The organism is Paenibacillus paeoniae, assembly GCF_003388735.1.
GTDB lineage: Bacteria > Bacillota > Bacilli > Paenibacillales > Paenibacillaceae > Pristimantibacillus > Pristimantibacillus paeoniae.
On the sequence record NZ_QUBQ01000001.1, the window covers coordinates 677,343 to 693,531 of the forward strand.

Sequence of the window (16,189 nt, forward strand, 5' to 3'; positions counted from 1 at the left end):
TCCTCGTACAAACTCGGCGAGAGTATAGGATTTCACGGTCTATTCCATCGCTTCGGCAAGTGCGCGGTAGAAGAACTCCTGTCTCGCAGAGCTACACCGCGCGCTGGCTGAGCACGAGCATTATAAAGAAGATGGAGATCTCACTCCGCAGCGTCTCGCGTTATCTACGATGAGCCTCTCGGTGTTTCCTGAAAGCCATCAGTTTCCATATGTTTGCTGAACGTTTTTCGTAAAATGATTAGGCGCTTGGCGATTGCGGCAGGCCTCAATCCCTATCGGGCTCAATTTCAGCACCACCTGTCCCCGCCCCGTCAAACGTGCGGCATAGAGGGATGCCCTAGTAATCAAACCCTTCGCAAAATTGAGAAAGATAATGTAATGTAGTTTTGTGATCACGATGTCGCAACTGTTTTTGAATTATTCGAGTATCAATACCTTTCAGTTGCATCAGATATGCTATTGTATAACGTAACCAATGACATGTGATTGGTCGAACTCCTGCTACAATGCTGATTTTCTTCAAAATCTTGTTTAGTCCAATTTTAGTAAATTTCTTATTTTTAGCGAAAAAAACATTTTCATTCCCTGACTTCTGCCACTCTTCATGAAATGAACGAGTTACAAAGAATTTTAGTTCATCACATAATTTTTGGCTTACTGTGACTGTATTCGCTTTGGTTTTTGTACCGCGGTCAACATAAATAATTTGCCGTTCGAAATCGATTTGTGAAATGGTTAATTCCCTTAATTCGCTATTACGCAGGCCTGTATTAAGAAGCATCAGCACGATTATGTAATACTGCCTGTGAAATGGATCCAACTTCAAAGCTGCCTCGAGTAGCAATGAACATTCCTCTTCAGAGAGAGATTTATCCCGGTATTTAATTTTATGATAGGGATTTTTGTAATATATAACCGGATTTCGTGTAATCATTTTCAAGCTTTTAAGAATTTTAAAAAAGCTTTTTAGCGCTGATACATTTGAGGAGAGGACACTATTCGTGTAACCTTTGTTCTTCAAATAATCAAAATACGAATCAATAAATTTTTGGTTTATCGGTGAATACTGTTCCGTATCCTGATAGTGAAAAAAATTATCGAAATCGAGAACACCTGTAAACCCTTCATTTAATAAAAATGTTTCGAATTTGTGTAATTCATACATATAGTTCTCTTTTGATTTAGCTCTAAGGTTGCAATGGTTTTCCCACGCATGATAATAATGCGAATTAAGCAAAACTCTCATTTGAATCCCCCTTATTTAATCCATTCGCGAAAGGATGGTTTTCTACTGCTCTTTTAAGCTGATCATCAAATAGCTTTAAATATATAGTTGTCGTCTCGATACTTTCGTGTCCAAGTAATTTAGATAGAGTATAAATGTCAATTCCAGACTCCAGACCATACACAGCATAACAATGTCTAAAAGTATGTACGGAGTATTGGTCCTTCATTTTTTTTGGTATGGAGGTTGCCATGTTTATTAAATTTTTTACAATGTATTGTACACTTCTTGGACTCATTGCACTTCTACCCCCATCAGTAGAGAATACATGCAATTGATCCAGCTGTTCCTCAGTGAAAGTATGAATTTGGGATTGGTAAGTGAATTTAATGTAATTTTTTAGAATGCTGAGACCTAATAAGTTGATTGTTCTTGGCCTTTTTGCACCTTTTCTCCCCTTTGCAACAACTTGAATAATTTGACGTTCTGAATCGATATCACCAAATTTCAATTGAAGAAGTTCATTCAACCGTATAGCTGAACTAAGGAAAGTCATAATAATTGTGAAGTTTCTGAACCCGTTTCCTTTGGCTGCTGCCAAGTGAACAACTTCACGAAGCTGGTCGACTTTTAATGCTTTTGGGATATCACTTTCATCAGTTTTCAATTCAAGTAACGGCTTTATCTCTTCAATTTTTTCGTTAAAGAAATGCTTTAAGGTAGTACGAAAGAATGTTCGTAAGAATGACGCCTTTTTTGCTCTTGTATTCGAGCGCGGCTCATATTTGTTAAGATATTCTACGATATTCTTTGGTTCTGCCAATTGCCTCAATGTTGCAGTTGAGGTTGGGGTGGGCTTTGAAAATTTAAAAAACTGGGTAAGTTCAGATTTATAGGTAGTTCTAGTATCTGGACTTAGACTAATAAAACGTGGACATTTTAAAAAATATTCTTCTACTGCTTCCCCGGAAATATCCTCTATATTATTGGGTGTCTTAGTTGGGTCAACACCTAAACCAAACTCGCCGAGAATTTCCTGTAATCCGTCAATTCCATATGTAGCTACAAGTTGTTGAATGTTAAGTCGAAGATTTTGCATCGGTGATGTGGGAAACTCAATTGGCATAATTAGTACACTCCCTTGTTTATTTTTATTAATCTGCTTGTATTGAAAATAGGTGAAATTCATTGTAAAATGTAATAGATTTAATTTATTAGTGTGTTGACTCCTGCCAAGCGGCTGAGGGAGTATTACAATGAAAGAATAACCGACAACGGGATTAATCTATCTACATTCGCCTTCGGAAAGGTGCTTGAGCTTTAGTGATTCTACTAAAGTAATCATCACCTTACACGAAGGCTTTTTTGCATGCCTAGAAGATAATGTTAATTTTATTTGTTGCATTACGGAGTTCTTCTTGACTACGGTGAACATACAAGGCAGAGGTTGCAGCATTTTTCTGCCTGCCTAAGACCCTCAATATTTGTGGCGGACAGTCTGGTCTGTACGAAAGCTTGGTAAGCATCGTATGCCTAAGTAAATGCAACCCAGAATGAATACTCCAACCGGCTATCAATGAAAACATCTTTACATATTCATAAAGACTCTGAGCAAATTTTTCTGGCACAGGTGAAAAAATATAACCTGAAGGTAAAGCCGATATTTGGCTGAGTCTTTGGACTATCTTAGTCGGAATCGGAAGAGAATGCGTTTTATCTCCCTTTCCTGTGATCGTAATGATATTTGTATGTAAATTTATATTTTCCCAACGGATTTGGGATACCTCAGTCCTTCTGAGTCCAAGATACAGCATCATTTCGAATGCTAAAGCGTACTTACAAGGATCGGGTGAGTATATTTGTATTACTTTAAATAGATGTTCGATTTGTTCATCGGATGGGATTTCACGATAGTGATACCTTTCATACGAAATACCAGAAATATCATCAGTAATATCAGTTAAGAGACGTCCTAGCTGAAATAAACTTTGAAATAGAGACTTAACGTAAATCAAGATAGTGCTTGCATAACTAGTCTCCATGTCACCATCCTCTATTTTTCGTCGAAGATGGAGTTGAAATTCAGTTAAATGGTCGTGAGTTACAAGCCAGAGAGGGACATCATTCAGATTAAATGAATTGAATGCAGTGTACGTATCACACAACCATGTAAGGAACCAATAAAAAGCCCTTTTACGAAATTGTAAAGATGCTTTTTTTAATCCTTTGAAGTTACTAAGATGCAGCTCAATCAAAGGATGCTCTAGCTCCCAATCATGAGGTGCATTTCTTCTCTTTTTGAAAAAAACAATATCCAGACCTGGATGATAAAGATTAACGATTTTTGAAAGATACTTAACATCTGGATCACCTAATTTTTCGGATTGTATTACTTTAAGAAAGCGGTCCTGTTTCAATAGTTCTGTATCGTCTATTTTAGGAATAGGGATATTGAATGTTACAGAAAAGCTTTCCAAGAATTTATTGAAGCATTTATACGTTCTATAAAACTCAAATGGAGTTTTTGATGATTGCAGTGAACCAAAATATTCTGTAATTTTCTCAGCTTGAAAATTGAGTTTTATTTGGTTTTCAAAAATCCAAAAGTTTATCTGGTCCGGACCGAGATGTGGGACAGAATTTATATGATACTGCTCGTTTGAGTAAAGAGCATCTAGCATATTTATCATGTCTTCCTTCGTTATTTTTTTAACATCGGAGTTCGTGGTAACAGTGTGAACTGAATTTCGTGGTTTTAAACGTTCTTCGGAATAAATTTTCGTAGTTGCGCTCTTCCATGAAACTTTTTTCGCATTTTCATTCCAAAAGAAGTTTGGAAAACGCTGTGTTACAGGGGCTACAGGGTACTTGTTTTGATTGTTATTTGAATGATCAAGCGTTTGCTCAGCTCCTTGAAAATTTTATACAAACGGAAGCTTTTCTCTGACAACTAGACCATAAACCATTACGAAGGAGGTGAGGGTTATCAGCATAGACTTGGGATTCTATATAATCATTATTTCAAGGAAATACCGACATTATATGCTGCTCCACAAATGGTGTAGTTTTCGACCTGATACTAGTTTTATCAGAAGAAAAAGCAGAAATGGCCCTCAAAACTGCACCATTTAGGGTTTTCAAATGATGCATCTGTATAGTCGTAGTACATTTGAGTCAGGTGATTGGCTTGGACAAACTCAACGACCTACATGACTATGTAGATAAGTTTATTGAAGATCAAGTAACTGAAAAAATATATGTGAGTAAACATGATTCAGCCAAGGGGAAAGAAAACGCTTGGTACGAAATAAAAGATGTATTCAAGATTAAAGAAAAATGGATTAATTTTATTGGGAAAACCTATCACCCTGGGAATCGCAGGAAATTATTAGCTGAATCTATTAGCATAACATATAATGAGTTGAGGAGAGTGACGGGGTGGGGCAACTCAACTGTGGGTGATCTCCTTCGCACTTCAAACTTAATGCAAAATACAAGGCAAATTGGAACCGAATTTTTAGCGCAATTCGGCATTATGACAAGAGCAACGTATAAATTAGTTAATCTTAAGAATATTGATCTCGAGTACGATGATACACTTTTCAAACTTATTGAGCATACTGTGATAAACGAAATGGAGTTTATTCAAATAATTATTAGTTCAATAAGTAAAAAGCGGCATATAAGTGGATACGTTGTGAAGATTCTCAATAAGCAACTTCACATTTGATTGGAAATTATTGATGGTGTCGTGATAATTGATCTTGCGAATGCAGATTTAGATTTGTTCCGGGTTCTTTCAGATCTTTTAACAGAAAATACTCCGTTTAACTGGAGTTATTTGCATCTCCCCACTATTTATCATAATAAAGAGTCGTTTCTGATATTTGTCGGTAATGCAAACGCTAATCAGATGAACAAACTCCTAAATGAAGATTTTAGTTGGGCTGATAAGTGGTACCCGATTAATCAATCAATGAAGAAATCTGATGTTTCAAAAATTCTAAAGGACCAAAAATGAGATATAAAAAACGAAAAAGGAAGCCTCCGTTTGAAAGTGAGGCTTCCTTTTTCGTTTTTTTGTTTTTTCCTTATATAAGCATCCACCCACAGAATTATAACTACCAGGAGGACGTCTCATGCAAGTTAAGCTAATTATTAGTACGGATAGAAACACAAAGGCTGCCTGTTACAACTACCTCATAGAAAAGTATAAAAAAGAGAAGGACCGACAAATACAAAATCATGATAAACTGAACAGTGTTGATGATAAAAATAAAGATGCCAACTCTTTTTCTTAACGGAGAGGTTAATGTACTTGTGAAATAAAAGGAGAGGTCACTTGCGCAAGTTAACTAAAAATGCCATACGGTGCTTAACAACATGTGGAGACAGTATAGAATCAAAGTCCGTACATGATTTTTAAACATGCAGATGCGGTAAAGTTTCAGTTAACGGTGGTTGTGATTACGTGAAACGTACTTCTCCTTCGGGAGTACCATCTGAATGGTATGAAGATCTATCTGAATGAAAGGAAGCGTAATGAAACTTGTAGTTCGCAGATCATCATAAGTTACTAGGCATTTGCAATTAATTTTGCAAATGTCTTTTTTATAAAACAAACATTACTTCTTATATGCTAAGCGAACGTATATTCTCTGACACGTAGTAGACTAAAGTCTTTGCTACATTATTTGCAGCAAGTAGTTAATTCAATTAACCTACGTATGGAATTGGATACTGGTGGCTCCATTCACTTGCAAACAAAGGTGTAAAGGATCGCAGTAGCCAAGCAATTGCATAATATGGGATTTAGGCAGGACTCTCCTGACATTAGGTCGAAATTACTATATCTAGTAGTTTAGATCAAAAGGACTATAGGGGAGAGAAAGCCACGTGAAAGAGCGATTAATTCGGCTAATGCGAATAATTAATTTAATACAATCCAAACCGGGAATTCTTGCAAGGGAGTTAGCAGAACGGTGTGAAACATCCGAGAGGAATATCTACCGTGATATTTTAGCGCTGCATGCGATGAGTATTCCGATATCCAATTATGGGCATAGTAAAGGCTATGCTTTTATTAGTAATTTCTCCATGTATCCATTGGATTGGACGGAACAGGAAGCTTTGGCGTTTTCGATGTTGCCCTCTGTACTAGATCAAATAAAGTCATTGCTCCCAGAAGGTTTTGACTCTGCCTTGGAAAAAGTCATGGGTGTTCATAAGAAAGAAAAGTCGAAGCGGGTCGATATTCTACAGCATGTCACAGATATCATTCAAATGGGAACCCCCGCCTATCGTGATGAAGAAGGAGGAGCTTCGTTCCTTTACGATATCATTCAAGCAAGTTTATCTCAGAATACGATAAGAACCGTTTATTATACGCAAAGTCGTGATGAGGAGTCCGAGAGAGACATCGATCCTTATTATTTAGTACCCCGTGACCATCGATTCTACTTAATTGGTTATTGTCGTTCTGCAGGTGATATTCGGACTTTCCGAATTAGTCGTTTTCGAGATGTTAAGCTGCTGGATGAAACATTTGATAGAGGTGAATTTAATCTAAAGAACTATATGAAGAACACTTGGTCCATAGAGCGAGGGAGAGAGCAGATTCGATTTAAAGTGAGATTTCATGCGAGTATTGCGCGTTATGTAAAGGAAGAGGAGCTCTTTGTGAAACCGAAGTTAACGCCTCAGAAGGATGGAAGCCTACTCTTTGAAGTGACAGTTAATCATGAGCGAGAATTTATGAACTGGTTAAGTCAATATGGACCTGAAGCAGAGATTCTCGAGCCCAAAGCTTATCGGGAAGTCATGAGGCAGAAGCTAGATCGTTGGAGAGCCTTATACGAGTAAAAAAGGAGCGTAAATAGCATGCCATCAACCTTCATTCGTAACTTGCATGAGAGCTTTGAAGCTTTTCCATTGTCTAAGAAAGTACTACTTGCGCCAAGATTCGCTGACGGGCAGCAATGGCTGCATCAAGTTTGTCGTGACTATGGTCACGTTTTGAATGTAGAAGTACAGACTATAGAAAGTTTGGCTTTAAGACAATCCTCCCTTCAACTATTCCAGCAACAGAAAACAGTTATTCGTTCCGAGCAGTCGTTCTGGATCATTCAGAAGATTATGTTGGACTTGACTAAAAGTGAAGATCCCTATTTATCCCAAACTGTGATGACACCAGGTATGGTTTCTTGTTTTCATCGTTCCATCGAGGACTTACGGCAAGCATTTGTCCATGCAAAAGATTTAGATCTGACACATTTCGTTGATCATCGGAAAGGATTGTTTGTAACAGAAGTCCTTCGTCGATACGAAAAAATGCTTGAGTCGTATAACTTCGTAGATCAAATGATACTAGCTGATCTGGTAGTTGTTGATCAGGACGGAACGATCTATATCATGCCTGAGAATCGTTTACTGACCAAGTCCCAGCAGACGATCGTTAATAAAATAGCTGGAGAACGACTAGTAACGCTAATGCATGACTTACCATTTACGGCATCTAAATCTGACTTTCCAGCAGACAAGGCACAGATATTCCATGCAACGGGTACATTGGCTGAAATTCGCGAAGTGATGAGAAGGATATTATCACAACAAGAACCACTTGATCGGATCGAAATCATTGCATCCAACTACGACCCATACGCGGGTACAATTCAAACGCTGGCCTCTGAGTTGGATATTTCGTGTACCTTTGCAAATGGGTTGCCAATTCAATATGCCAGAATGGGTCGTACATTATTAAAGCTGCTTCATTGGCTCGACAATGATTTTCAAGTTACGGATATCATTGGTTTACTACGTGAAGGTGGATTATCGTTTCAAAATGTGGACGATAGTATCGGGGCATCTGAGTGGATTCGTTCAATAGAAGCTATCCAAATTGGTTGGGGCAAGGAACGTTATTTAGAATTGCTTGAATCAACTATAGAGGAAGAAGAAGCGAAACCGATACTAGTCAACCTTAGGAAGATATTTCAGGGAATATTCGCGAAATGGCCGAGAGACGATGCATGGAATCCAACTTTTATATTATCGTGGTTGCAGCAGATCATTACAAAGTATGGAACGATTCAGAACGAAGACGATACGCTTATTGTCAAAAAAATGGATGAGCTTGTTGCATCATTAACTACAGTAGATGCGATTTCGTCTTCAGGAATGAAAAAAAACGTTGCATTGCAGTATGTAGAGCAGCTCCTATCAGGAATTCGCGTAAAAGTGGCCTCAACTCCCAACCCCGGTGCTATTCACATTTCTTCCCTATCGAGTGGTGGTTTAACGGGAAGGCCATTTACTTATATGGTCGGCATGGATGAACATAACTGGTATGTATCATCCAGGCAGGATCCACTTCTGTTGGATGAAGAAAGACAAAACATTAGCGTTAATCTTACACTGACTTCGGAGCGCGGCAGACAATTTAAAATTGATCGTCTTAGAAGGCTGGCGAATATCACGGGGAATGTGACATTAAGCTATACTTCTTATCAGATTACAGAAGGGAAGCAAGTGAGCGCTGCTTTTGAAGTTCTTCAAATATTCCGTAATAAAACATTGTTGACGGATGCAGATTACTCCGTTTTAGGAAATGCACTTGGCAGCCCTGTGAGTTATCAAATAAATACCCAGGCTAATGCAGAGATAACTCCACTTGATAAATTGGATGTATGGATGGATGCTTTGCTAGATAATCGCGGCCGATTGCTTAGTGGGTGGGATGTGTTGAATAAGGCGTACAATGATCTCAGTAATGGTAGTGATGCCGTGATGAAACGGATCTCAAACACGATAACTGCGCATGATGGCTTCATTCAATCAGAGGCATTCGCCGCGGATATCGGGCAACGCGTTTTTAGTGCAAGCCAGCTGGAACGTTATGCTGAATGCCCGATGAGGTTTTACTTTGGGTATATCCTTGGAATATGGTCAAAAAATGAAGTGGTCTATGATCGAAAGCGCTGGTTAGAACCTATGGAGCGCGGGAACTTACTACACCGTATTTTCTATGAGTATTTGAAACAAATTACATCAGATGGCTCACTGCCAGCGAATCATGACCGAAGTCTTCTGCAATACATAACTGAAGAACAATTGGCAAACTACACGCAATTAATTCCTGCACCAAGCCAGCATATCTTGCTTAAAGAGTATGGTGAGATCCGACAAGATGTGGATTGGTTTTATAACGAAGAATTGATAAAGACGACATGCCCTCGTTATTTTGAGCAAGAACTTACGATTGATGGAGAACCTATGCAGCTTAAACTGACAGATGGTTCCATGATCACAATAAAAGGATTTATTGATCGTATTGATCAAATTGAACCCCATTCCTATCGAATTATTGATTATAAGACAGGTAATCCGAACAAATATCGTGAGAATGGGTACTTTGCTGGTGGAACACAGCTACAGCATGCACTCTATGCGCTGGCAGCGGAACAGTGGCTGAAGGAATCGGGCAGAGATAAGGATGCCCGGGTTACGGAGTCATCGTACTATTTTCCGACAGCGAGAGGGGTTGGGCGTGAAGTGGTGCGCCTGCAAGATAAGCGTGAGTTGTTAACTGGCGTTGTAAGGAATCTATTGATCTCTATGGAACAGGGCGTGTATATTCCAACAGAGGATGCGAAGCGTTGCCGTTATTGTGATTATGCGACGGTCTGCGTGAATTATGCTACTTTTATGACAGATAAAAAGAAGGATCCGGACAATACCAAGAATTTGAAAGAGCTCTTGGAGGTGGAAACCATTGAGTAGACCTAGTGATTGGGAAGCTAGAAATCGTATCGAAGACGATCTTGAAACCAACTTATTAGTTGAAGCGGGAGCCGGATCAGGTAAAACGACGAGTCTTGTTGGCCGAATGGTATCTCTGATTCGAACCGGAAAAACACAGGTTGGGCGCATTGCGGCAATCACCTTTACAAATAAAGCGGCAGATGAGCTTCGGGAGCGTTTTCGGTTAGCATTGGAAAAGTCGCTAAGCCATGCAGATGATGCAGTAGAAAAAGAGCGGTATGCAGCTGCAATGGAGGGACTCGATCAGAATTTTATTGGCACCATTCATGCTTTCTGTGGCATGCTGCTTCGTGAGCGTCCTGTAGAGGCGGGTTTGGACCCTGCTTTCAGAGAGTTAGATGAACAAGCGGGGGAGGAGTTCCAAAGCCGTTGCTGGGACGATTACATGCTGCAACTTGAGCTTGGACGGGTAAATGAGTTGGTGGAGCTTCAGCAATATGGCATTAATGTGAATACACTTAAAGCTGTGTATGACAGGGTATCCCTGTTTAGTGATGTGAACATAGAAGCAACTGAAGTGCCGCGTCCTGATTTCGATTTGATTCGCTTGTCCTTGCCACCATTGATGTCAGAGGCATGGCCCTATATGCCGACGTATGAGCCTGAAAAAGGTTGGGATGCGTTGCAAAAGGCCCTGCGCATAATTAAACAGAAGGAGCGCAATTGGAGCTGGAAGAATGACCTTCATGTGCTGTCCATGGCGATGGAATTCGATAAGAAGTTGGACGTCACGCAAAATAAATGGACAGATAAGGCGAAAGCGAAGGAAATGCGTGATCGATTCCAAGACTGGCAAATTACTGTTCTATTTCCCTTCCTGAAAGCTTGGCGGGAGTATTTGTATCCGAAGCTGATCCATTTTGTTGCGCCTGCCGTAGCATATGCTCAGCAAAGAAGAATAGAGTCGGGGGTTGTCAGCTTTCAGGATTTACTTGAAAAGGCGACAACCTTGCTACGTGAATCCGTTAGTGTGCGAGGTTATTTTGCTAGCAGATTTCAGCGGCTGCTGGTAGACGAGTTCCAGGATACCGATCCAATTCAAGCGGAGATGATGTTCCTTCTGACCGGAAATGCTGAGGACCCAAGTGAAAAAGATTGGCGTAAGCTGCAGCCCCGCCCAGGTTCTTTATTCATTGTCGGCGATCCGAAACAATCGATTTATCGATTCCGACGTGCAGATATTTCCATTTATAACGAAGTAAAACGAAGAATCACAGAGACTGGAGATGTACTGCAGCTCCATGCCAATTTTCGATCTGTGCAGGCCATTGGTGATTATGTCAATTATCAGTTTGAGTCTAAATTTCCTAAAGTAGCCAGTGAACAGCAAGCTGCTTTTGTTCAGATGCAGACACAATCTCCTAATCCAACAGCAAAGACAAAGGCAACACATGGTATCCATACCTTGACCTATCCGAAAATGGCAGGAGGGAAGGCTGCAGTTGCTAATGAAGATGCTAAACAGGTATCAGCTTATATCGCTTGGGCTTGTGGCGAGAACGGGCTGAATATTCAGGAGCGAGATGTAAAAGGCGAATACCAGGTGAGAAGAGCGGTACCGAGTGATTTTCTTATTTTGCTAAAAACGAGAGAGTTCATTAGTCTGTATGCTGAAGCATTGGATCGCTGTGGAATCTCGGCAGATACAGCTGGCAGCGCGGCCATTTACCCGGAGATGTATAGTTTGGCGCAGTTGTCTGCTTGTTTAGCTGATCCTTCTAATAAAATAGCACTCCTATCTGTGCTACGTGGAGAGCTGTTTGGCATCAGTGATCAAGAGCTTTATGATTACAAAAAGGCGGGGCATCCATTTCATTTCCTGGCCGTATCCGATGACGGAGTTGAAATACGGGAAACGATGCCTGTATACACAGTACTTGAGAAGCTGCGCAAATACTATGCTTGGACTCGTAAGCTGCCGGCAGTAACAGCATTAATCCGCATCACAGAGGATATGGGCTTGCTCGTTCATACTTCCCAGAAAGAAGCAGGATCGACACGTGCTGGGACGTTAATCAAGCTATTGCAGCAGTTGCAGGATGAGATTAATAGTGCAGCAGGGTGGGGGGCTTTGGCGGACACATTAGCAGAATGGTGCCAAGGAAAAGGTGTAGAAACCTCTAGTTTATATGCGGGGCGAAACCAATCCGTGCGAATAATGAATCTGCATAAGGCCAAAGGGCTTGAGGCACCAGTTGTTTTCCTTGCGTGCCCTTGTGGTGAATCGGATCACGATGCTACAGAGTATGTTGATCGGACAGTTGAGCCAGCTGTTGGTTATTTTATCATATCGCAGCAAAAATATGAGTTTGTGAAAGAAATTATAGCTCAACCTGTGGGTTGGGAGGCGATGAACCTCAAAGAACGAGAGTTTATGAACGCTGAAAAGGACAGGCTTCTATACGTGGCTGCCACCCGTGCTAAGCAAATGTTGGTTATAAGTCAATATCCCGATCAACCAGCGAAATGTCCATGGAGTCCTCTCCTTCAAGGAATGGAGATGGTTCCAGAGCTTGAGATGTCTGCCTTTGAGGAGGAAGAACGCGCGGAATTTATAGGGCAACTAGACTTAACGGCGATCATGACTGATCGAACTGAGAGAATTCTGCGGCAGGGACAGTCCACGTATGCGAGAGTATCTGTCACCGGTCTGTCCAAGAGTTCGGGTGAAATACCCGAATGGTCGTCCGAGGGGCGCGGTATGGCTTATGGCAGCCTTGTACATATGGGCATTGAAGCTGCCGGTAAAGGCATGTTAGGGGAGCAGCTAACGGCCTATATGAAGATGCTGGCAGATCAACTCAAAGTGAACGATGACTTCGTGGCGGAAGCCATACTTGCAGTGGTTGCTTTTACCGAAAGTGAGTTATGGCAACGAGCGCTCCGAGCAAAAACACGTTTGCATGAGGTCAGGCTTTTATTTAAGAAAAGCTCGGATGAAATTTCGGACAAGGCTGACTCCGACCCGGAAGTTGCAGCGTCTACAGAGGGTGGGATATTAGCAAGCTCTGTGCGTACAGTCTATGTCGAGGGTGTCATCGACTTCCTGTTTGAAGAAGAGGATGGCTGGGTGATCGTTGATTTCAAGACAGACCACTTCGAAGAAGGGAAAGAAGAAACTTTTGTTCGTTTCTATCGGCCGCAGGTGATGACCTATGCACGGGAGTGGGAGCAGACATTTGGGTATAGGGTGAAGGAAGCGGGGCTTTATTTTGTTGAACATCAGAATTATATGAGTTTGAGCTGAGATGATACTGTAGAACAAAAAATGCAAAGGATGCTGTTGAATTTAGCAGCCTTTGCATTTAGTCTTTTTGCTTATGTTATTAGGTTAGTGTCCAAGATACTTCTCAATCATCGTTTTGTACATGAAAGGCAGTGGATCTGCAGCTTCTTTAGTAAAGGTCGTAAGACAATTCCGCATAATATGAAGCTTTTTGCACAAGGCTTTTCTTCTTTCGCTGTCGGGCTCTCCTAATACAATCATCTCTCTTGCATTCGGCTTAGCGATCCATGTATCTGGATAATCTTCTTTCATTAATTGATTCTCAAGCTTCATGGAATCACTTTTCGCAGCCATGCTGTAGAACAAAGACTCGCTGACATCCCAATAGAATCCTGATTGGAGTGTAATTTCTATTGCTCCAGTTTTTCTGTTTATCCCAATTACATCAGCATTAGGCACTTCATCGCTGTCGTTATATCGGAAAAAATGAACATTGTCGCGTGTAATACCTAATGGTTTATACTGATGCGAAAGTGAATCATTTCTCAAAAATGGAAATGTTGAAAAACGCAAGTTATAATCAAACACCGCGAAAATATCCTTGTCAGCGCTGATGAGATCCTCAATTGCTCCCTTACAATTAGTTCCGATGGTTTGCTGAGTAGCAGAGCTTCTGCTCGTCTTGCTTCGCAAAAAGATAAGGAAGTCGGTAGTCTCGAGCCAAATAGTGGAGGTTTCCCCGATTGTAGAATCATTTAGTAGAGTAAATAATGGAGGCTTCCCATATTCAATGCGCGTCATAACTACATGACTAATGTTCTCCCGTATACCTTTAACTGAAAATACGCCGAGCCATATTTCATTCTCATTCCAACCATTCTCAAATAACTTCTTCGGGTAGAAACCATTATGTTTAAACAAGTCCATCACAGCACTACGTAAACGGAATTCTGGGTTTCTTTGATCAATGTTATTAATAAATTGAGTTAATATACCGGCATTAAGGAATTCCTGTCGTATCAAATCTTTAGGATCACCGACGCGAAGACTACGTTCCATTAAATGATAGGGTGGAATGTGAATAAGCGCTATGCGGTTCGTATTACGTTCTTGAAGAATTGTCTGTATTTCGGTTGTGCGTTCCATCTTTGTTTCTTGTCCCACGATTGGTACTATACGGCCATAACGAGTACTTTCCTCCGTAATCATCGCCGCGGTAATGTTACCTTGTGTCTGAAACCGGAAATGGACGGATAAATGATGCTGAGCTAGAATGAAATCAACGATTGTATAGGTGTCATCAATTGAAACACTCGCAATGAAAGGATCTTTAGTTCTTTTAATACGGTTTGCAAATTCCTTCAATGAGAGAACTACGGAAAAGTGAGAGTTGACGTTTGCTGAGTGATAATGGATGCTTACGTTTTTTTTCTTTGCTTCGGCATTTGCGAACAGCAGCTCACTTTGAATTGCTTCTGACCAATCCTCAACTGAGTAGGTCTTGTTATCTTTGAGTAAATGCATTTGAATCCAGTAGGAAATAGCGTTGTTAAAGAGCATTTTCTCCTCATGATCCCATATGTCAATGTGACATTCTGTGGTCTCAATAAACGGTGAGTAGGGGAGTGTTTCTCTGTTGAGCCGCAGCTTCGTTGCTGAGTTACCTGTATGCGTTTCAATTATTTTCATTTTGAAATGATCAGCGAAAGTTAAAAAAGCTTTGTGTCTTTCCTGTAAACCGATACCTGCTTGTATAGGCATATTTGAGGGTTCTAAATATTGTGTGTTATAAGTGATAAATAAGCGGTACTCAGCATCACGATCATTCCTCATATGATCGTATGGCAACGCAAGGAAAGATTCGAAGGTAACCTTGCCACTCTCTCTATCAAATCGTCGAATTATCTCATACTCGGTCTCCGTCCTTAAATTAAATGCTCCTCCTTTCTTTGTGAGTTTTGTTTCCGCCATGATCGAGCAGTTATGGTCTTCATATCGTGAGGGCATCTGAATGAGTATGCTTGCACTTCCGTTATATTGTAAATCGTTATGAACATCCCAATATGCGTAACGTTTTAGAGAAACTGAAAAATTGATAAAGAAAGAACCGGGATGAAATGGTTTCGTTATCAAGGATGTCTGGAGTTCATATGAAATGGGAAGCTCTATGAAATAATTGTTTTTCTTCTTAATAAATCTTGTAAGTGAAGAATCACCAAATACGCGTTTTGCTATTTTCTCTGCTTTTCCAGCAGGGCCTAAATAACATTCGACCCAGACAGGCTCAGAGAGGACACTTGTGCTTGCTGTGTCTTTTATTACATGGTGGAAACGAAGTGGTTTATTGCCATTCATTCCGTCTATTACATGTTCTTGCCGGCAAAATAAGCGGTGAAGTAAGCTCGGTAAAAAACCATAAGCGCGATGCTGGATCATCTCCTCGCTGATCGAAATCTGGATCCATTCCCAACCTCCCAAATCCAGATCGCCTAACGGCTCCTTCAGTTCCTGCAAATGCCATTCACGTAGTGTTCTTATTATTTGCTGCAGCGGAACCATTTCTTCAGCAAATACTCGAAATCGCTTATCACGTTTTGAGTACTCACTGAAAAAGCTCACGCCATGGTCTAACATAATCATTTTGCGAAGCGAAGACCAACGAACGTTTTGGAATTCTTGATTCCATTGGTTATCATTTACTTCCTTCAACCGCTCTTCGATCCTCTTGCAATAGTGCACTGGAAAAACAAGCATATAACATTCAGTAAGCTCCAAATGATCCAGTGATACTTCCATTTGATATGGTTGAAGTGCTTGAGATTGGTTATGATGCTGTAACCATTCTGCATAACGATTCTGTATGGAATGAGGAGTAACTGTCACTTCGGTAGGGCTAGACATGGAATTCTCCTTTCAAT

9 protein-coding genes and 1 pseudogene are annotated in these 16,189 nt (G+C 40.5%); 6 read left to right on the forward strand and 4 right to left on the reverse strand.

Features of this window, described 5'->3' with window-relative positions:
- Positions 1 to 337 precede the first annotated feature (337 nt).
- The 3 genes from DX130_RS03095 to DX130_RS03105 all read right to left on the reverse strand — a co-directional run bounded on the left by DX130_RS03095 (position 338) and on the right by DX130_RS03105 (position 3,915).
- Positions 338 to 1,246: a tyrosine-type recombinase/integrase gene (locus DX130_RS03095; RefSeq protein ID WP_116042741.1), complete on the reverse strand. Its 909-nt coding sequence runs from the start codon at positions 1,244 to 1,246 to the stop codon at positions 338 to 340.
- Positions 1,230 to 2,351: a tyrosine-type recombinase/integrase gene (locus DX130_RS03100; RefSeq protein ID WP_165861133.1), complete on the reverse strand. Its 1,122-nt coding sequence runs from the start codon at positions 2,349 to 2,351 to the stop codon at positions 1,230 to 1,232. Before DX130_RS03100 ends, DX130_RS03095 begins: the two co-directional genes overlap by 17 nt.
- Before the next feature lie 247 nt (positions 2,352 to 2,598).
- On the reverse strand, positions 2,599 to 3,915 hold the full coding sequence (locus tag DX130_RS03105) for a tyrosine-type recombinase/integrase (RefSeq protein ID WP_116042745.1): 1,317 nt from the start codon (positions 3,913 to 3,915) through the stop codon (positions 2,599 to 2,601).
- A gap of 497 nt (positions 3,916 to 4,412) precedes the next feature.
- Here DX130_RS03105 and DX130_RS03110 point away from each other — a divergent pair, with 497 nt between their 5' ends.
- The 6 genes and pseudogenes from DX130_RS03110 (at position 4,413) to DX130_RS03130 (ending at position 13,292) form a co-directional block, all read left to right on the forward strand.
- The gene (locus tag DX130_RS03110; RefSeq protein ID WP_116042748.1) at positions 4,413 to 4,955 is read left to right on the forward strand and encodes a hypothetical protein; all 543 of its coding nucleotides are present in this window, start codon (positions 4,413 to 4,415) and stop codon (positions 4,953 to 4,955) included.
- A gap of 409 nt (positions 4,956 to 5,364) precedes the next feature.
- Positions 5,365 to 5,526, forward strand: coding sequence for a hypothetical protein (locus tag DX130_RS26325; protein ID WP_165861134.1), 162 nt, complete (start codon positions 5,365 to 5,367; stop codon positions 5,524 to 5,526).
- A gap of 41 nt (positions 5,527 to 5,567) precedes the next feature.
- Positions 5,568 to 5,756: pseudogene (locus tag DX130_RS27375) on the forward strand (DUF7695 domain-containing protein).
- Positions 5,757 to 6,121: 365 nt separating this feature from the next.
- A complete protein-coding gene (locus DX130_RS03120; protein ID WP_116042751.1) occupies positions 6,122 to 7,087 on the forward strand; it encodes a helix-turn-helix transcriptional regulator in 966 nt (321 codons plus the stop codon).
- Between the two features lie 18 nt (positions 7,088 to 7,105).
- Positions 7,106 to 10,003, forward strand: a complete 2,898-nt coding sequence (locus DX130_RS03125; protein ID WP_116042753.1) for a PD-(D/E)XK nuclease family protein — start codon at positions 7,106 to 7,108, stop codon at positions 10,001 to 10,003.
- Positions 9,996 to 13,292: a UvrD-helicase domain-containing protein gene (locus DX130_RS03130; RefSeq protein ID WP_116042755.1), complete on the forward strand. Its 3,297-nt coding sequence runs from the start codon at positions 9,996 to 9,998 to the stop codon at positions 13,290 to 13,292. The genes DX130_RS03125 and DX130_RS03130 overlap by 8 nt, the downstream gene beginning before the upstream one ends.
- Positions 13,293 to 13,376: 84 nt before the next feature.
- On the opposite strand, the gene DX130_RS03135 is transcribed toward DX130_RS03130, so the two are convergent.
- Positions 13,377 to 16,172 carry a DUF3962 domain-containing protein gene (locus tag DX130_RS03135; RefSeq protein ID WP_116042756.1) on the reverse strand — a complete coding sequence of 932 codons (2,796 nt, stop codon included), beginning with the start codon at positions 16,170 to 16,172 and terminating at the stop codon, positions 13,377 to 13,379.
- Positions 16,173 to 16,189 lie beyond the last annotated feature (17 nt).